Below are 18,831 nucleotides of genomic sequence, written 5' to 3'. Positions count from 1 at the left end.
ACTTCTCATTAAATTGTCCCGATTTTTTGGGAACACACGCATTGTAATTCATACGAATAATCCATCAAAATGCAGTAACGCATAATTGACATCACTAAATAAATCCAAAGAAAATTATTTATAATGAACACTAAGTTATCCGGCCACATGGTGCGAATGACTAATATCTCAAAACTAGAAATTAAAAAAGTTATAATCGAATAAATCTATAAAATAATTTAGATATCTTATTTAAATTTCCAGCGCTTATGTCCATTATGAGGCTTAAAAGTGACTGCTACATCAATTACGATTGAGTTGGTGTATCCCTTGGCGTTAGCTGGAAGACAAGATTTTAATCAATAAAACTGGCAGCTACGTGTAAAACTAACTTAATTTTCTGCATTAGGCGCTACTTTGTTAATTGTGACTGGAATTTTGAACTGAGGGCAAATTTCAATTTTTTCAGACTGTTTTACAGCAAGGCCAAGTATATATTGCCCATCAAGTACTGATACATCGAAATTTGCAGCATACCCAGACTTATTAAGTTCTGGTTTATTGAAATGCATCCCCACATCAGGACGTAACGTAGATCTAGCTTTGAAAAACATATTACTTCCCTTATGATCACTCAACACCATAAAAACCTCCTCTGGTAAAGTCGCATTATCTACTGAAGTAGTTAGCCATCCATTAACACTCAGCAAGCGAGAAGTCGAAAGCCGCTCTGGAATAGCTGAGAAGCCATTAATCACATCAATATTTCCATCGCACCTTTCTGCTTTGGTAATTCGGTAACTCGTAAGATCAGCAATCCCATCAAAAATGTAAAGCTGCGATATATCTACCGGTGGCGGAGAATTAATTACTTTAAATGTAACATCATATTCATTACGCCATAAACTGCTTATACCGCCTATTGGAGCTATTGAAAAAGATTTAACTATTTTATCGGTCAAGTAACTTGGGTTTCCATACAGCAATCCAAACTCAGTAGTGCTTTCAATCAGTGGTGATATGATCAAACCTGATTTCGTCATCTCGGCAATAATCCGATATTGTTTCTGCATCCCATTTTTCAACTCAAGAGTTATTCGAAGCTCTGAAGATTTAAAGAAAATATTGGCAATCCTACCAAAAAAAGTTGGTTTAATCTTAATTTCTGCAAATATTATTTTTCCAGCATTAGGTATCTTAACTACCTCTCCAAATAAATGGGTTTTGCTACTAATTAGCAGAGGTTCACGATTTTCGTTAGGATTTTTATTTTTAACAAGAAATAGAAAATTACTTTTCATCATACTTGGCTTATAGTTTTGCAATAGTATCGGCCAGCTTGAACCGTCTTCAAGTGAGGGCATTCTTACGTCGATTGGCTCGACGCTAAAAATAACATTATCCGGTGCATGCACCCCTAGTAGGTGTTTTCTATTTGTCTCGATTAAGGCTGGCGTATATGCGGAATAACTCTGAAATGTTGGTCGAGGATTCCAAGTGTTACCTGAAGCAATTAAATATGTTTGATTGTAAGAATAGATATCAGTGGTACCTTGTAGTATAGGGAAATTTGCACTTTTTCTAATGGTGCTTAATGCGGCATCGAACTCAAATTCTGGCCAATTTCTATTTTCAATTCTTTTTTTAACTCCTTGCAATGCCCTTGAATAAGGTAATTCAATCATCGTAGTAATATTCAATATCTCAAAAATATCTTTTACCCCAAGAACCTTATAGATTTTGATAGCTTTTTCATAAAAATTAACCCCTCGAAGAGAACTAACATTAATTCCATTTCCTGTTAATTTATTTTTGATAATACTTATTCTGCTAATTTTGCTATAGGTTATAGTTGTACCTACAAAAAAAATACTGCTTATAATCACAATAACAAATACTCTTTTTACGCTCCATCTTTCACTCTTTGCAAATAAAAGTAGCAAAACCGAAAACTGAAATAATGAGTCAGAAGCAATGATTGCATGACCATCATGTCGAACAAAACCTGCTTTAAAAGATAAAAATAAACAAATAGAAAAAGTAAGAAACAAAAATACTTTTGGAATGCCACTTACTTTTCTTTCATTAATTATGACTAACAGCAACAAAAGCGACACCGCTATATATAAAAGTACTTCATGGATGAAGCCATTAATCGCCATAGCATCTGTGTAGCCAGAGATTATAGGCAGAAGATTGAGATAATAATTTGGCAAGTTCACAAGAGATTGACCCGATGCAGCCCAAAACAGAATCATCGTGACCAACGGTGAAATCAAACAAGCAATTGCAATATATTTTCTCTTATTATGAATAAAAAATAGAAAGCAAAGTATAGTAATTAGGCAACATAAAACTCCGATGGAGCCTTTTATTAAGGGTAGCAAACCAAATGGAGAAAACAGCAGTACAAGAATAAGTAAATCAAATTTACTTACAACAGACGCACGGTTTTCTGCATGTATGATTTTGAAACTGCTCAATGCCACAAGAAGTGGGTAAGAAAAAAACAATGCGTCTCGTCCACTACTAGTCACCAATATAGTAACTAGAATTGCGTAACAAAATACAGCCCAATGCAATGCAATGCCTCTCATTAAAACAACAATGCTCGCCCAATATGAAATGGCCAAATACAAGCCACCTCCAATCATCATAAAATCCGTTGATGGGTGATAAATTGTAGTGTAAATTGATGCGTAAGGACCAAAAGTAAAGATTAGTTCCTTGCCGATTGAAAAACCTTGCGCCACCGCCTGATTCATTCCGAGCCCCCAAGAGCTATCCAAGCCGGCCGATGGCATTGCAGGATAAAATGGAACAAATACGCAAACGACAGTAAAAAGTAAAAATATTTTTAAGGTATAATCAATAAATTGGCTTGGTTTTACCAAGTTGAGGGCATTTATTAATGTTCTTTGTGCATATGATGGCATTTTATATATCTAATTTATCAAATATAAATTTTGGTAAATGGCGAACAACCATCATAATTAATGTCCATTTAGTCGGCGCATAAACTACCGATTTACCTTGATTAATTGCCTTAACGATTAACCGTGAAACGTCTTCTACATTAGCGAGATGACTGCCTTGCTGCTTCAAATGCATGGTCATTGGAGTATCTGTCGGCCCAGGCTTAATCAACACTATTTTGACGTCTGTACTTGCTAGGCGATGTTGAAGCCCCTGAGCATATCGTGTGACCAATCCCTTCGCAGCACCATATACATAATTAGACCGGCGCCCTCTGTCTCCAGCTACCGAACCAATAATCGCTAATGTTCCTGAGTTCGCTTTTTGCATATGCCCAACAAAGGCCTCTGCAAAAAGCATGGGAGAAATCCCATTAACTATCAATGCTTCTTGGTTTGCACTTAAATCTGTCTGACACTCAATTTGATCGGGCAATGTACCGTGGGCAATCAATACAATATTGACTATTCCTCCAGCAATGACTCTATCGACTAGTTGGCGAATGGCTATTGAATCAGTAAATTTAGATTCAAGCACATGAATGACAGACTGAGGGCTACGCACTCGCAAATCTTGAGCCACCCGCTCAATTTTGCTAATATCGCGACCAACTAGCGTCATGTCAACCGCCGCATCATCGACCCAAAAACGTGCGCAATGCTCGGCAATGGCCGAAGTTGCGCCAATGATTACGATTCTCTTTTTATTATTTGTCATTATTTAACTTCCTATTAGTCGCCGTGACATTGCTGAACTAATGCCTAGGTCACGATAATGCAAAAATTCATTAAGTCGTGGATACCCTGTTTCAAATAAATCGCGTGACATACGAGCATCCTTAGCAAGATAAATTCGCCCCCCAGCCTCACGCACAATAGCGTCCAAACTAGCAAAGAGCTTGAGTGTTTTGTCCCCTTGATTTGGAAAATCTAGCGCCATAGTCACACCCTGCCGTGGGAAGCTCATCATACCTACGGATTGGCGATCTCCAAAAGTTTTCAGAACCGCCAGAAATGAACCTTCACCTGTTTTTTTAATTTCCCTTAACATTGCCTGAACTGCATCATTCCCAACCTTAAGTGGCACTACGCTCTGGTATTGGTAAAAGCCATGTGGGCCATACATCCGATTCCATTCAAGCAAGTTATCTAGCGGATAAAAAAAAGGCTCGTAATGAACGATGCGCTTTCCTGCCTGCCTTTTTTTAAAGTTGAAATAAGCGGCATTAAAAGGACGCAAGGTCAAATGATTGACCAGGGAGACTGGTGGCACAAAGCGAATAGTACGTTTGTGACTTTTTGGTTCTGGATGATTGATAAGATTGATAGGGTTAGCTCTCATAAATATACCGCGCGCATTCTTACCAGAAAGACAATCAATCCATGAAACAGTATGTTCCCATTCAGTTTCCGAAGCATTAGCCAATTGAAAAAACTCATTCAGATTCGCATAAGGCAGGGTCTCAGCATCGAGCCATGGACCACTTACCTTGCGCAGTTGAATTTCAGCTTCAGTAATAACCCCAGTCAACCCTAGCCCACCGACCGTAGCTGAAAACCACTCAGTTTGAAAATCCGGCCCACATTCAATAATAGTGCCATCGGTACGCACTAATATAATGCCTCGCACATGATCACCAAAGGTACTAAACATGTGATGGTTCTTGCCATGCACATCATTAGCAATTGCACCTCCTACCGTCACGAGCTGTGTACCGGGCGTGACTGGTAAAATCCAGCCACGCGGAATAACTAGTCGCTGAATGTCACGTAACAGCACACCTGCTTCACACACAAGCCGACCAGTGCTCTCATCTAGGCTAATAAAACGATCCAGCTCTGTCGTCTTCCACAACACTCCTCCTGGATTTAGGCAGACATCGCCATAACTTCGCCCCATGCCATGAGCAATACCTGATCTGCTGCTTTTCAGTTGGTGAACTACGTGATGCCGGTCAGACAGAGCTAGAACTTCATGTTCCCAACTTCCCAGCATTCCCCAAGACGAGACCTCTACCATGGCCAACCGACTGAACCAATAGCCAAAACTATAGTAAATGTTAATCCTGCTAGCAAACTTGATTTGTCTTTCAAAGCAAAGATTAGTGGGTCATCATGCATTTCGCCCCGATGAGCTTTCATCCACATCCAGCTAATCCAGAACAACATAACAGGTACCGTACCCCATACAAACTCTGGGGTTCGGTATAGTTGTACGACAGCGTCACTATTGAGGTAAAGCGCCAACACTAGTACTGCAGCGAAACCAGACGTTATGCCCAGCGTCTGAACCAATGGAGCATCTGAAGTTAAATATCCTCTTCCATGCATCTTTTGCTTCCCATTCAGCAACTGCAACTCCAATTCGGCATACCGTTTGACGAATGCTAACGACAAAAATAAGAAAACAGAAAATGCAAGCAGCCAAAATGACAACGCCATACTCGCAGCAGCAGCGCCAGCAACGATACGCAAGGTGTAAAGCATTGCCAATGTCAAGCAGTCTACTAACATTAAACGTTTGAGCACCCAAGAATAAGCGCAGGTCAGAACAAAGTAAAACAAAAGCCATGGCGCAAAAGTGCCACCTACATACTGAGCTAAACCCAAACTACTGAGCAGTAATAGTGGCACTAGCACAACACCCATCCATGCTGAAACTAGACCCGAAGCAAAAGGTCGGTGTCGTTTGCGTGAATGCTGCCGATCACTTTCTAAATCCAATAGATCATTGACGATATAAACCGATGAGGCGCATAGGCTAAATGAGAAAAAGGCCAAAACAAGTGCAAACCAAGTATCTAGATTTGTAATCTGATGCGCTGCAAAAAATGGAACAAACAACAGTAAGTTCTTCAACCATTGATGTGCACGTAGGACTCGTCTCCAAGCTGTAAAGCCTAAAACCGGCGAAAGGAATACTTGTTCCACCTCGCAACAATTCCTTGACTTATTGACAACGTATTCAGACGCATTGACAATCACGCCCCTGCGAGCGCATTGCCACACTGCAAAATCATCGCGTGAGTTACCAGCATAATCAAAACCTGCATGGCCAAAACGCTGTACAAGTACCTCAGCTTTGTGTTTACCTGCTAGGTTCGCAATGCCATCGCTCGCAATAACCTCTTCAAAAATATCGAGATGTTCCGATATAGTCGTTGCGATTGAGCGATCAGAAGCTGTGCATAAGATTAATTTTCTACCTTGAGCCCGTTGCAGTTTTAGCCAGTCCAATAGGTCATGATTATAGGGTAGTGAGCTTGGATCAAAACCGGTGCAATTAGCCAGTTTTAATTTGAGCACAGCCTTTCCTCTAGATAACCAATATGGAATACACAACGCATAAAATGGGTTGTCACGCAATACTCTGAATACTGATTCGTGGAGCATATCTGTACGAACTAAGGTGCCATCAAGGTCAACTACAAGGGGGGGGCGAAGATTCAAAACTGATTCCTTACAATCCAGCCGATAATACCAGCATAATATCTAATTAACTGGAACGTTAGCCTACATAATAATTCAACCATACAATCGTGGATTCAAATAGAAAGAAGCTTTATGACGAAGTTTAACTTTTTTGGGCGAGACATGTCATTTTTTTGCATGACGTTAACCCTATAGTCTCACTCAATAATAAACTTTACTAGTCTTCTTGGGTACTTTACTTTCGATATGTAAGTATTACTGTTACTCTGGAAGTTAGTTTTTGTAATTATTTTAATGTTCATATTAAGTTGTTCTTATAGTGGGTATAAGCTTGGGCAATTAGGTAGATGATGTATCATTTAACTCGTCACTTAATTGTCCACGTATATAGTAAGTTTTGAAACAAGTTAGCACTGCATAGTTTTTACATCATAGTAACGATACAGGAGATGTTTTCTACTGTCGAACCTGCATGCTAAAAACTAGATATTTTGTTCTAGAATATACAGACCAATTACCTAATAGACGATGAGTAGTCTTTGCAGCTTGAGAATAATTTACAGCGGTTAAGCTAACCAAAGGTCGTTTGTATCTTTGATCTCTTGGCAGAGTATCATTATGATTGACACCTAGAAAATTTCAATAACGCTCGCTAATGCCGTTTATCATACACCCGCAAGAATTATACTATTACATCGCAGCAGACCATGAATCTGATTAGTTAAAAAATGGTTACAGCAAGCACTAGTCTCGTAAGTAGAGACAGGTTATGGCTCAAAACCCATGCCACCAGTAAATTTCTTGATATCACGCTGCTGCCTTTTAGTCGGCCGTCCCGTGCCACGCTCTCGAATGGCATGCTCGCCTTCACCCGTTACCTTAGCATGTTCACGTTTGCTAATACTTGCCTGAGTTTCTGTGTATAAAAGTGCCGCTTCTGGGGAACCTCTACGGATGTTTGATAGCGCAAGAACATTGACTTCAATTTCAAAATCTCGGTTACGAATATGAATGACTTGCCCTATATGTACTTCTTTAGCGGGTTTAACTCGGTCGCCGTCAACGTGAACCTTGCCAGTTTCGATTGCTGCAGTTGCTAAACTACGGGTTTTAAAGAATCTTGCAGACCATAACCATTTATCAAGCCGGCATTTAGCATCATCGTTTTCTATGGATTTAGACATGGTTGGATTTAAGTATTTACTTATTTTACTTAGTAAATATTTTAGGCGAGTTAGCTTCTAATATTTGTTTGAATGCTGTTAGTTTTGTTTCTGCAAGTTTATTAATTTCTTGCAGAGTATGGCCAGTAATGTGCAAAATACCTTCAGCTACATTATTCATCGTGGTGATGTGAAATTGACCATTGGCAACGGCATCGACAACTTCATCACGTAGCATCAGGTGTCGCATATTGCGTTGAGGGATTAATACACCTTGCGTGCCATCTAAACCTATATCTTTGCAGACCCTAAAGTAGCCTTCAATTTTTTCGTTTAAGCCACCGACTGGCAGCACTTCGCCATGTTGATTAAGCGCACCAGTGACGGCGATGCCTTGTTTAATGGGCAGTTGCGTTAATGCTGACAGCAGGGCAAACAACTCCGCGCATGATGCTGAGTCGCCATCTACGCCGTTATACTCTTGCTCAAATACCAATGAAGCTGTGAGGTTTAATGGGTTGAATTGTGCAAAGTTAGTATGTAGCCAACTCTGCAATATCATCACGCCTTTATCATGCGTGGGGCCGCTCATAGACACTTCGCGATCTATGGTGAGTACATCTAATCGACCCGCATAACAGTTTGCTGAGATCCGCACTGGTGAGCCAAAGCTCGCGTCAGCAAGGTCTATGTGCGTGAGGCCGTTAATCTGCCCTACTGTTTCACCATGCACGTTAATCATCAATTCGTTATCGACAATAGAGTCACGGGCATGTGCTTCAATGTAACTATGGCGGGCATATTTGCGATTAATCGCAGCTTTAACATCTTCCTGCGCGACTAATTTTGCACCACGTAATTCAGCTGCGGCAGCACTTTCGAGCATGAGTTTTTCTAAAACAGCAAACTTAGTGCTGATGCGTGTTTGATCTTCTTCTAGTCTGTGCATAGCTTGCAACAAGGCAACGACTGCATCTGCCGTGAAATGGCTGCAATCAAATTGCTGACACTTTTGCGCGATAAATGCGGCATAGGCTGAGTAGTTTTCTGCACTCGCTTTTACTTTCTCAGCGAACTCAATTTTGATAGGGAAATAGCTAAAAAAATCGTATTTCTCATCAATCAACTCATAGTAATCTTCTCGCGTTGCCACTAAAACCAGCTTCACTGAAACTGGTATCGCATCTTGGGCACTGACAAAGCTAGAGCCTTGACTGCTACTGCTGGTCAGGTCTTCAATTTGCAAGGTACCATTGCGTAAAAAACGGTGCAATTTTTCAAGTAGTTGAGAGCCATTTTGTTCATCTGCCAAAATATCGCGTAGATGCAACAACAATGTACCGCCATCTGCACGCAAGAGATTACCTGCTCTTAGCCGCATAAAGTCTGGCGTAGTGCTTGAATCGCCAGCACTTTCAACTCCGCCGAATAATGACTGCAAACTTGGGTCATTATCGTAAATAACTGGCGCATGTTGGTTTGCAGTATGCTCCACAAGCACATTGACGCGATAACGCCCAAAGAAACCTTCGCTCATCAGCGCATCTAAATTGTTATCAGAATCAGCACTGGCGCTAGGCTGCCAAGCCTCTAAAGTATCTAAAATGTCTTTTTGCAATAACTCAAAATATTGGGTGAACTGCTTGTCCGCTTGAATTTGTGGAATATTAGCTTTGATAGTACCTATCTGAGCATTTAAGAAATCCTGAATTAAGGTTGTAGCGTTATCTTTAATTTTAGCTTCTAACAGATTCGCCAACTCTTTAGCCAACTGTCGCACAAACTGATCTAAGCCTTGCTTCAACTGCGTACCCACGCCAGCAGCTAACTTTAAAAACAGCGGCTTAGTATTGCTATCAAACTGATGCAATGCGATTAAGTCAGAAGGAGCAACTTGCTTAGAAGCCGCTTCATGCATGGCGCTCAACATCAGCGTTGTGCGCCCTGTGCCAGGCTCACCAAGCGCAAGTAGATTAAAACCGGCTTGTTGCAAATTCAAACCAAACTCAGCGGCTTTTTTCGCCTCTGATTGTGCTACCCATGCTTGATGCTGCGCACTTTTACTATCTGCTGCAATGAGCTCTGAAGTATCGGCAAAGTTAAATTGCTTAGCAGAAATATTAAGCGTTAATTGCTGAGAGGATAACAAAGTCGAACTTGTTGATTGAGATTGAGTAGAGGTTGACATGGCGCCTTGCTAATTATTTAAATGTTAATTTCTTAATTTCATATATACGTTATATTTGTGTTACTTTTTGGAACTGATTTTACTTCCAGCGCTCACGCGCGTCATCGTCTGTAAGCTTGGCATCCACCCAACGCTCACCTTGACTTGTCACTTCTTTTTTCCAAAATGGCGCTTCAGTTTTTAAGTAATCCATGATGAATTCACAGGCTTTAAAAGCTTCTCCACGATGTGCACTACTCACCGCCACCAATACAATTTGGTCTGTCGGCTGCAAAATTCCAACACGATGAATCACAATAGCATCGAATATGTCCCAACGACTTTGGGCTTGGTTCACAATCGCTTCGAGTGCCTTTTCCGTCATGCCTGGATAATGCTCTAAAGTCAGTTGCGATACAGTATCGCCTTCATTTAAATCGCGCACTTGCCCAATAAAGCTGACAACGGCACCAGTATCTTTACGCGCATTACGAAGTAGGCTTATTTCAAAGCCTGCATCAAAATCTTGTGTTTGTACGCGTACCGTCATAATTGAATATTACAGCCTATCCACCAGTGACCGGAGGGAAAAAAGCTACCTCATCACCATCGGCAATCGGCGCATTGTCATCGACTAATTCGTGGTTAATTGCACCCCTGACCTTCAACTTACCCATCAGCATTTGCTGCCAAGTGTCGTTGCGTTTTGCTAGGTAAGCTTTTAGTTTCAGTATGGTAAGCGTATGCGCAAAATCATCCTCTGGCAACTCTAAATCCTCAGTGGAAAATTTGAGCGTTTCTTTCAATCTTGCGAAATATAATATTTTAATTTTCATATAGTTAACAATTAAACTTCATCTTCTTTATCATCAATAATATCCAGCACATCAAGCGGTTTATTTGCTAATTCTACGCGCTCAATTTGAGCAAAGCGATTAGATATTTTTTGACTGCTAATATGTACTTCTTGTGCATTTTCATGCGCTTGGCGAATGTTGTCAGCAAGCTTTTTCATGCGCTGGTCAAAGCGACCAAAATCTTTACTGAGTTTGCCCAACTCCTCTTTAATCACGTGTACTTGCTTACGCGTTTCAACGTCTTTAAGCACAGCTCGTGCAGTGTTAAGAACTGCCATCAGCGTAGTTGGCGAAACCACCCAGACGCGCTTATTCATAGCGTATTCAATCACATCATTGTGATAGGCGTGCAGCTCAGCAAACACCGCCTCGGCAGGTATAAACATCACTGCACCATCAGACGTCACGTTTGAGATGATGTATTTATTAGCAATGTCATCCACATGTTTTCTAACATCAAGCTTGAACTGCTTTTCAGCCAACAACTGCTCGGCATCACTTAACTTGCTATCAAACATGCGGTGATAATTTTCAAGTGGGAACTTGCTATCTACAGCTACAGTACCTGTAGGGTCAGGCAAAAACAAAGCGCAATCTGCGCGCGTGCCATTTTCAAATGTATGTTGCATGGCGAATGAGTTGACTGGCAAGACATTGCGCACCAAGGCTTCCAACTGCACCTCACCAAAGGCGCCACGACTGCGTTTGTCACCCAATAACTCTTGCAAACTTACAACATTGGTCGTTAGGCCATCAATTTTCTTTTGCGCTTCATCGATGGTCGCAAGACGCGCCATCACATCCACAAAGGTTTGGTTGGTCTTTTTAAAGCCTTCATCCAAACGCTCTGAAACTTTTCCACCAATTTGCTCAAGACGTCCATCAACAGCTTTGGTTAAGCTTTCAATGCTTTGCGTCAAAGTTGTAGTGGCCTTCAACATGGTGTCGTTGATAAGCACTTGCTGCGACTTACCCTGTTCACTCAAGGTTGTATGTAGTTTTTCTAACACCGTTTCACGCGTTAACGATAAGCTGTTATTTTGTGCTAATTGGAGCGCTTGCATGGCGTCACGAGTCGCCTGTAACTCAGCTGCGACACTAGAACGTAAACGCTCGCTGGTTTCGTTAGAAGATGTACTTAAGCGATCGCCCAGTTTGTTTAAACCATCGTTAAAATCTAATAACATCGCGCGGTGTTTTTCTTCTAGCTGCTGCAAAATCACCGCGTTTTTATCAAGCTGATTGACGCGCAGAATCTGCCAAATCGTCAACAACAATATGGCAACAGCCACCATTAAAATTAATATTTGTATCATAAGGCGTGATTATACCTGATGCGGATTGCTCCGTTTTTAGAATAAATATCGAAGAAAGACTTACTCGGAAATGAATTAAGCAAACTTGCTATTAATAGCCGTAATAAACGGACCTAGCTTGGGAGGTTGTGGCTCAACATCGACTTTGATGCCAAATTTATTTAATGCAACAGTGCACACAGGGCCAATAGAAGCCACCATGCTTTTATTAAGCGCTGCCAGCAATGCTTGGTGGCGACCAAGTGCTTCTGCTACGGTAAAGAAGTTATAAACTTGCGATGCACTAGTAAAACACACCATATCAACTTTTCCAGCATCTAACGCATCCATTAAGTCAACCAGCGGTTGCGTATCTGCGGGCAAGCTCCAGCGGTAGGTGGCAATCTCAGTGACTATAGCACCTCTTGTGTCTAGGGCTTGCTGAAGTTCCAAGTTGACATCGCCATATCGTTGGACCGCCACTCGTTTGCCTTTAATCTTGTATTTATCTAACTCAGTCAGCACTTCCGTTGTTGTAAATGGATCACCCGCAGTCGCATCTATCCTTACTTTATATGAGCGCAATGCTGACGACGGTTTAATGCCTCTCACAATCACAATTGAGGATTCAAGAATCTGCTTAAGCTGCTCGGTAATGCCTAATGTGTCAGTGGTAGCAAATAAAGCTTTAACACCAACGCCTGTTTGAAAAATAAAGATGTCTGGCGCATTTATCTGCCAGTCGTTGATTAAGCTAGTAATTAATGCAGGGTCAATATCAGGAATTTCTGCCAATGCTGGCGCAGAAAGTGGCGTACCGCCATACTTTCTCACCAAGTCGGCAAGTTGCTCACCTGCACGGTTTTCTAAAATGGCAATGGTTTTATTTTTCAATGTACAATTCCTAGGTACTAGACAGATAGGCATCAGCCAAGGAGTTTTTGGCTAAAAATTTAATGGCTTTAATTAAATGACCTTGCAATTAATGCGTGCGTTTTGTCGGGTTTTGGTTTAAGTTTTCAGTATAACAAATCATCGACATCTAAAAATCATTTATGAGGTCATTTATGATTTTAGGTAGACCAATTTCTCAAGTAAATATTAATGATTAAACTCAAATTAATTCTCACTCAATGGCTAGTTAGCATCACCCGCAAGTTACAAAATAACTTTTATTTGTACTTATGCGCGCTACTTTCTGTGCTGATTTTATTGGATGCTAGCCTATTTCACATTGGCGAGAACATGCGTAACCGCGCGTTTGATTTGATGGTGAAAAATCGCATCGTAAAAGCTAAAGTTGACCCAGACATTGTGATTGTTGATATTAACGAAGCCTCTCTTAACGCCATGGCAAAGGAATATGGCCGCTGGCCGTGGCCGCGACAAGTATTTGGCGAGTTTGTAGAGAATATTGAGAATCAACATCCAAAAGCGATTGTGTTTGATATTTTGTTTAGTGATGCGGACGTATACAACCCTGATAGCGATACCTATTTTAATGACGTAATTGCGGGCACTAATAATACATTTTTCCCTATGCTACGCCTGTCTCCAGTCAGTGACAATTTAAGCAAAATCACACCAGATATGATTCCCGGTATCAAACGTCAATTTAAAAACGTTGATGGCGAACCTGTCTCAGTAGTTAAGAAGCCTATCGCCATCGTATTGCCACATTTTGAAGCCGCACTTAATTCTAAGCGACTCGGTACACATAACATTTACGCAGATGCAGATGGTATCGCACGTGAATATAGGCTTTGGCATAATGAAAATGGCTGGCTATTACCATCACTGCCGCTGGCAGTGGGCAATTTTGCGCAAATGAACTCACTCCCACCGCCACAAGATATGCTGATTAACTGGCGCGGCAAGGCGTTCACTTACCCTTATGTGAGCTTTAGTGATGTATATGCGGACGTGGCAAGTAAAGTCAAAAAACGCGCGCCAAAAGAATTTACTAACAAAATCGTCATTATTGGCTCAACTGCACCGTCGCTGTTTGACATTAAGGCCACAGCCATGGCAAAAGAGTTTCCAGGTGTAGAGATTTTAGCCACAGCAATTGATAACGTAAAACACGTAGATTACTTACATGTGTGGCGCGGTACGACGCCGTATGTGTTGATGAGCTTGCTGCTTATATGGCTCACTGCATTGGCGTTTTACCGCAACGTAGACCGTGACAAAGTCACCAAGGTATTTAGTAGTAGTCAGATTACTTTACTTGCACTTTCTTACATTGCGCTTAACTTTACTAACACTTATTTAGATATTACTGGCCCTATCACTTGGGCGATTATGTATTTCAGTGTGGCTAAGATATACGCGCTGGCAAACGACCGCGCCATGCAAAGGCTACTAGCGAATGATATTGAATCTGGTAAGAAAGGTGCAGCAATATTATTGATGCCGATTGTGATAGATAGTGAAGTGCCATTTAGCGACAGCATGCTAAAAATGCTGCAAAATAATATCACACAGCGCTGCACCCTACCCGCTACAGTAGAAATATTAAAAGGCACGCAAAGCGGCATATGGGGACTGTTTACCGACATGATTACGGTAAGCTGGGCTTACCAGCATGACAATGCGATAGAAGCCGAGAAAGTAAAGGCTGACGCCACACATTTAGGCTTGCAATTAAAAACCATACTACAAAATACAGGTATGCCAAACGACACTACCGTGCGTTATATCCAGCATATAGGCGTACTGAATGCCGAAAAAGCAATGGATAGCCAATGGCGTGGTTTATTCGCGCAGGCCATTATTAAACTGGATATTTTAGAAAACTAGCTTTAAATAAAGAGAGAACAGCGCAGATGAGAAAATTAACCAAATTGCTAATCGCCGCAAGCTTACCAGCCCTGCTGCTAGCCAATATTAGCATGGCCGGGGAAGCTGGTAGCGCGCTTAAAAATGACAGCATTCGCTTTGAGCCGTTTGCTGATGCCAAGGTGACAGGCACATTAAACCGTGGTGATAGCCTTGAAATTATTAGCAAAAAAGGTGCTTGGCTACAAGTGAAATCAAAGAAAAGCGCAGGTTGGGTACGTTTACTTTCAGTCAAACGTGGCGGCTCTAGCTCCAGCAACCAAACAAGTGGCATATTGGCGGCAGCAAGTGGCCGTGCTGGTACAGGGCAAGTAGTTTCTACCACTGGAATACGTGGCTTAAGTGCAGAAGAACTTAAAGCCGCCAAGTTTAATGAATCTGAAGTGAAAGCATTAGAAAGCTATACACAAAGCGCGGAGCAAGGTCATCAATTTGCTAACGCTGGCAACTTAAAGACCATTTCTTTTCCTAACTTAAAAGCAGTGAATGGAGGCGCAAAATGAGTCTAACGCGCACAATAAATCTAAGAAAAAACATACTCATTCCAACGCTAGTTGCAAGCATACTTGCTGGCATGAGTATGAATAGCGAGGCATTTGATTTAAATGACGCTTTAAAAGATGCAGTAAAAAAACAAATTGAACAACAAACGGGACAAACTGAGTCTCAGCAAACACCCACAGATACCCAAAACACAACAACTACGCCAAACAATACGACCATCACCGTAGCGGCAGACTCTACTGAAAAAGCTCAACCAACCATCAACTGGAAAAGTCCAAGTAAAGCGGAGGAGATTGCACTAGGTCGGGAAATTACAGGTAATTTATTAGGCGCTGCGCCATTAGTAAAAGATGAAGCTTTACAGAAATATGTCAATTCCGTAGGTCGCTGGGTGGCTTCACAATCAGAAAGACCTGATTTGCCTTGGCACTTCGGCGTAATTGAAAGTGACGATTTAAATGCATTTTCAGCACCTGGTGGCTATGTCATGGTGACTAAAGGTTTGTACCGAAAAATGAGCAACGAAGCGCAGTTAGCAGGTGTGCTTGGTCATGAAATTGGTCACGTAGTCGCAAAGCATCAACTCAAGGTTTTGCAAAAGCAACAACTACTTAATATAGGTGCTAGCTTCCTCAGCAAAAAACTAGCTAAAGATAATAAAGTCATTAGCAAAGCAATCGGAAGTGGCGCTGAAATTAGCGCAAGAAGTTTAGATAAAGATGCGGAGTTTGAAGCAGACAGATTAGGCCTAAGCTACGCGACACGTGCTGGCTATGAGCCATTTGGCTTAACCGATGTACTACAAATATTAGGGCAGACCAATCCAAATGACAATAGCGTCGCTTTGCTATTTAAAACTCACCCTCTGCCTGATGAAAGATTAGCGTCATTGGGAGATTCTGTTGGTAATAAACTAGATAATATTACCAACGGAAAAACACTAGAAAATAGGTTTTATAAACTTAAGAACTAGCTAATCGAAACACGGTTTCACATACTTTTAGCTCTTCAATTTATTATATTCAGTCATCAAGCCTTAAAACTGGTGACTGAATATGTAGCTTAGCCCACGCAACCAGCAAATTAATCCAGCCATTGCGACACATCGCCAATTAAGCGATAATCAGTACGCAATATTACTATTCTTCGAGCTAATCTAAATTAGCCGTTATTGGGGCAACACCCTTTTCAGCGTTATAGATTCAACTAAAAAAATCTATCGAGGAGCACTATATGCAATATCAAATTGATACTTTTCTTTTTTCCCTCAATCAATTCTGGCAACAAGTGGCCATGTTCTTCCCAAAGCTTCTAGCTGTGATTGTCATTTTATTTTGTGGCTGGTTAGTGGCTAAAGTGGCGCGCTTAGCTGTAAAACGAATTTTGAAGCTGGTGAAATTTGATCAATATGCTGGCAAATCTGGTTTAGAAGCCTTTTTAAAGAATGATGATTTTGACGTTTCATTGAGCGGCATTGTTAGCCAAGTCGTTTACTGGCTGGTGATTTTGCTGTTCGTGATTACTGGCGCCAATGCCTTAGGTATGACAGAGGTCGCCATCATGCTCAATCAACTGGCTAATTACTTACCAAAAATAATCGTGGCGATTGTTGTGTTGATATTTGGTACCTTATTGAGCCGCTTCATTAATCGTCTGGTTTTTGCTTGGCTACATAGCATCAAGTTTGATGGCGCACTGGCGATTAGTACTTCTGCAGAATACTTAGTGCAAATATTTGCAATTTTTGTGGCGCTTGAGCAATTGGATATTGGTACTCAGCTCATTACAGCGCTATTTGTGATTATGTTTGGCGCAGTATTTTTAGCGCTGGCAATCGCTTTTGGCCTTGGTGGCAGAGAGTGGGCAGCTAAAATCATCAACGAAAGGCAAAAACGTTAAATCAAGAACGTTAAATTTGAGACTAGAAACTTACTTAAACCAAGTTTCTAGCGCGTAGTTCAGACTTAATATAGGCATAGTAAATAGGCGCCGCGACTATGCCTGCTAGACCAAATGCGGCCTCCATGCATAACATTGCAATCAACAATTCCCATGCATTCGCGCGAATTTGACTACCAACGATGCGTGCATTTAAAAAATATTCAAACTTATGGATGATGATTAAATAGGCTAGCGATGCAATCGCTACGCCTAATGACTGACTCAAACTAACAACGACAATCATCGTGTTAGAGATTAAATTGCCAATCACCGGAATCAAACCAATCACGAACGTAATGCCAATCATCGTTTTCACTAATGGCAGGTGTACGCCCATCAACGGCAACACTATCGCTAAATAAATTGCTGTAAATGTGGTGTTAATAGCTGCTATACGCAACTGTGCGAATACCACACGTCTAAATGCATCGCTAAACAACTCACCGCGTCCTGCTAATGCGCGAGCGAATGGTTTAAAATTATCCATTGCTACAGCTTCGCGCACAGCTAGAATGCCGCCAATAATCATACCAATGATGACGTGTGCAGTGATACGCCCAGCCTCTTTTCCAACGCCTTGTAATTCATCTGCATGGGTGCGCAACCACGCCGCGGCTTGCTCTTTAAAAGCGATCGCATCCGAAGGCAAATGTTCTACTATCCAACTGGGCAGTATCTTGCGTGAGTCTTCAATAATCTGTGCCATTTTTGCCAGCAACACAGTCAAGCTACCTGCGTCTGACCTAAAAAACGCCACTAAACCAGCACCGGCAAGGGCGAGTAAACTGACAACAATCACAACTAAAATCCCTACAGCCCATAGTTTAGAGCGATTGCTAGGTTTCTTTGTTGGAAATTTATGCGCAATAAGAGGCGTAATGATATGCACCAACTCATACACTAATAAGCCAGAAAGCAAAGCAGGTAGTAAGCTAAATTTAAGTACAAAAATTAAAGCACACGCGGCAATCAACCAAGCAGCTTTTTCGCATACTGATGCTGGTAATAGTTGTGAAGTTTTAGTCATGCAGCTAAGTTTCCTTAAACGATAAGATTAACAATAGCACACATACATTCATGCTAAATCTGTAAAAGTTAATTTTTTACCCGCCATGTGGCTTAAAACGATTTAAAAAGTTAGCCGCTTCATCCACAGGCAATAAAACCACCAACTCGATTTGGTCGTTAAAAGCTTTGCTTACGATGCTACCATTACACTTAAGTAATGCATTCGTCACCATATCCATTTGCTTGTAAGTAATAGTCAAGGGGTAAGCTTTCATTTCAACAAAGTTGCTAGTTTTAGCAGCATCTAAAGCTAACTTAGCGGTGCCTCCATAAGCACGTGCAAGACCGCCTGTACCTAAGTTGATGCCTCCATAATAACGAATCACTGCAACACATACGTTAATTAAATCTCGCCCCTCAATCAGCTTCAACACAGGCATACCTGCGGTACCTGAAGGCTCTCCTGCGTCTGAAAATCTTGGAATGATGCCCTGCTCAGTTTTGAGTCTAAATCCATAAGCCAAATGATGTGCGCTTTGATGTTGCGCAGCAAACGCACGTAGCGCCTGGCCGACTTCACGCTCATCTGCGCAGGCAAGCGCCATTGCGATAAAACGGGACTTATTAATGGTTTGCTCAGCGAAACCTGCATGTGTAAGAACTAACAAT

16 protein-coding genes are annotated in these 18,831 nt (G+C 41.4%); 4 read left to right on the top strand and 12 right to left on the bottom strand.

Going from position 1 to position 18,831, the window contains the following annotated elements; translation table 11 throughout:
- Positions 1-371 precede the first annotated feature (371 nt).
- From M301_RS14215 to M301_RS14210, 10 genes are all read right to left on the bottom strand, one after another.
- A complete protein-coding gene (locus tag M301_RS14215) occupies positions 372-2,915 on the bottom strand; it encodes a hypothetical protein (RefSeq protein WP_013147932.1) in 2,544 nt (847 codons plus the stop codon).
- 1 nt (position 2,916) lies between these two features.
- Positions 2,917-3,672: an SDR family NAD(P)-dependent oxidoreductase gene (locus tag M301_RS06275; RefSeq protein ID WP_013147931.1), complete on the bottom strand. Its 756-nt coding sequence runs from the start codon at positions 3,670-3,672 to the stop codon at positions 2,917-2,919.
- A gap of 3 nt (positions 3,673-3,675) precedes the next feature.
- Positions 3,676-4,974: an FAD-binding oxidoreductase gene (locus tag M301_RS06270; protein ID WP_013147930.1), complete on the bottom strand. Its 1,299-nt coding sequence runs from the start codon at positions 4,972-4,974 to the stop codon at positions 3,676-3,678.
- Positions 4,968-6,404 (bottom strand): UbiA family prenyltransferase, encoded by a 1,437-nt coding sequence (locus M301_RS06265; RefSeq protein ID WP_013147929.1) that lies wholly within the window; start codon positions 6,402-6,404, stop codon positions 4,968-4,970. The genes M301_RS06270 and M301_RS06265 overlap by 7 nt, the downstream gene beginning before the upstream one ends.
- A gap of 749 nt (positions 6,405-7,153) precedes the next feature.
- Positions 7,154-7,570 carry an RNA-binding S4 domain-containing protein gene (locus M301_RS06260; protein ID WP_013147928.1) on the bottom strand — a complete coding sequence of 139 codons (417 nt, stop codon included), beginning with the start codon at positions 7,568-7,570 and terminating at the stop codon, positions 7,154-7,156.
- 25 nt (positions 7,571-7,595) lie between these two features.
- The gene (locus M301_RS06255) at positions 7,596-9,737 is read right to left on the bottom strand and encodes a Lon protease family protein (protein ID WP_013147927.1); all 2,142 of its coding nucleotides are present in this window, start codon (positions 9,735-9,737) and stop codon (positions 7,596-7,598) included.
- 79 nt (positions 9,738-9,816) lie between these two features.
- Positions 9,817-10,266: a molybdopterin synthase catalytic subunit MoaE gene (moaE, locus tag M301_RS06250; protein WP_013147926.1), complete on the bottom strand. Its 450-nt coding sequence runs from the start codon at positions 10,264-10,266 to the stop codon at positions 9,817-9,819.
- Between the two features lie 16 nt (positions 10,267-10,282).
- Positions 10,283-10,552 carry a molybdopterin converting factor subunit 1 gene (gene moaD, locus M301_RS06245; RefSeq protein ID WP_013147925.1) on the bottom strand — a complete coding sequence of 90 codons (270 nt, stop codon included), beginning with the start codon at positions 10,550-10,552 and terminating at the stop codon, positions 10,283-10,285.
- 11 nt (positions 10,553-10,563) lie between these two features.
- Entirely contained in the window at positions 10,564-11,889 is a 1,326-nt protein-coding gene (locus M301_RS06240) for a DNA recombination protein RmuC (RefSeq protein WP_013147924.1), read from the bottom strand.
- 75 nt (positions 11,890-11,964) lie between these two features.
- Entirely contained in the window at positions 11,965-12,762 is a 798-nt protein-coding gene (locus tag M301_RS14210) for a uroporphyrinogen-III synthase (RefSeq protein WP_049769959.1), read from the bottom strand.
- A gap of 210 nt (positions 12,763-12,972) precedes the next feature.
- Here M301_RS14210 and M301_RS06230 point away from each other — a divergent pair, with 210 nt between their 5' ends.
- The 4 genes from M301_RS06230 to M301_RS06215 all read left to right on the top strand — a co-directional run bounded on the left by M301_RS06230 (position 12,973) and on the right by M301_RS06215 (position 17,112).
- Positions 12,973-14,670 (top strand): CHASE2 domain-containing protein, encoded by a 1,698-nt coding sequence (locus tag M301_RS06230; protein WP_013147922.1) that lies wholly within the window; start codon positions 12,973-12,975, stop codon positions 14,668-14,670.
- 26 nt (positions 14,671-14,696) lie between these two features.
- On the top strand, positions 14,697-15,212 hold the full coding sequence (locus M301_RS06225; RefSeq protein ID WP_013147921.1) for an SH3 domain-containing protein: 516 nt from the start codon (positions 14,697-14,699) through the stop codon (positions 15,210-15,212).
- Complete coding sequence (locus M301_RS06220; protein WP_013147920.1) at positions 15,209-16,186, top strand: M48 family metallopeptidase; 978 nt, start codon at positions 15,209-15,211, stop codon at positions 16,184-16,186. The genes M301_RS06225 and M301_RS06220 overlap by 4 nt, the downstream gene beginning before the upstream one ends.
- Positions 16,187-16,446: 260 nt before the next feature.
- Positions 16,447-17,112, top strand: coding sequence for a mechanosensitive ion channel family protein (locus M301_RS06215; protein WP_013147919.1), 666 nt, complete (start codon positions 16,447-16,449; stop codon positions 17,110-17,112).
- 34 nt (positions 17,113-17,146) lie between these two features.
- Here the strand turns inward: M301_RS06215 and M301_RS06210 are convergent, their stop codons facing one another.
- The gene (locus M301_RS06210) at positions 17,147-18,181 is read right to left on the bottom strand and encodes an AI-2E family transporter (RefSeq protein ID WP_013147918.1); all 1,035 of its coding nucleotides are present in this window, start codon (positions 18,179-18,181) and stop codon (positions 17,147-17,149) included.
- A 76-nt stretch (positions 18,182-18,257) separates the two neighbouring features.
- Positions 18,258-18,830: an IMPACT family protein gene (locus tag M301_RS06205; protein WP_013147917.1), complete on the bottom strand. Its 573-nt coding sequence runs from the start codon at positions 18,828-18,830 to the stop codon at positions 18,258-18,260.
- Position 18,831: the final 1 nt, after the last annotated feature.

The sequence above is a fragment of the Methylotenera versatilis 301 genome (genome assembly GCF_000093025.1).
Taxonomy (GTDB): domain Bacteria; phylum Pseudomonadota; class Gammaproteobacteria; order Burkholderiales; family Methylophilaceae; genus Methylotenera; species Methylotenera versatilis.
This window is presented reverse-complemented; position numbering and strand designations above follow the sequence as displayed.

Excerpts from the sequence above, each read along its gene's own strand:
- M301_RS14215 (WP_013147932.1), bottom strand. The coding sequence starts at position 2,915 with ATGCCATCATATGCACAAAGAACATTAATAAATGCCCTCAACTTGGTA.
- M301_RS06275 (WP_013147931.1), bottom strand. The coding sequence starts at position 3,672 with ATGACAAATAATAAAAAGAGAATCGTAATCATTGGCGCAACTTCGGCC.
- M301_RS06270 (WP_013147930.1), bottom strand. The coding sequence starts at position 4,974 with ATGGTAGAGGTCTCGTCTTGGGGAATGCTGGGAAGTTGGGAACATGAA.
- M301_RS06260 (WP_013147928.1), bottom strand. The coding sequence starts at position 7,570 with ATGTCTAAATCCATAGAAAACGATGATGCTAAATGCCGGCTTGATAAA.
- M301_RS06255 (WP_013147927.1), bottom strand. The coding sequence starts at position 9,737 with ATGTCAACCTCTACTCAATCTCAATCAACAAGTTCGACTTTGTTATCC.
- moaE (WP_013147926.1), bottom strand. The coding sequence starts at position 10,266 with ATGACGGTACGCGTACAAACACAAGATTTTGATGCAGGCTTTGAAATA.
- moaD (WP_013147925.1), bottom strand. The coding sequence starts at position 10,552 with ATGAAAATTAAAATATTATATTTCGCAAGATTGAAAGAAACGCTCAAA.
- M301_RS06240 (WP_013147924.1), bottom strand. The coding sequence starts at position 11,889 with ATGATACAAATATTAATTTTAATGGTGGCTGTTGCCATATTGTTGTTG.
- M301_RS06230 (WP_013147922.1), top strand. The coding sequence starts at position 12,973 with ATGATTAAACTCAAATTAATTCTCACTCAATGGCTAGTTAGCATCACC.
- M301_RS06225 (WP_013147921.1), top strand. The coding sequence starts at position 14,697 with ATGAGAAAATTAACCAAATTGCTAATCGCCGCAAGCTTACCAGCCCTG.
- M301_RS06220 (WP_013147920.1), top strand. The coding sequence starts at position 15,209 with ATGAGTCTAACGCGCACAATAAATCTAAGAAAAAACATACTCATTCCA.
- M301_RS06215 (WP_013147919.1), top strand. The coding sequence starts at position 16,447 with ATGCAATATCAAATTGATACTTTTCTTTTTTCCCTCAATCAATTCTGG.
- M301_RS06210 (WP_013147918.1), bottom strand. The coding sequence starts at position 18,181 with ATGACTAAAACTTCACAACTATTACCAGCATCAGTATGCGAAAAAGCT.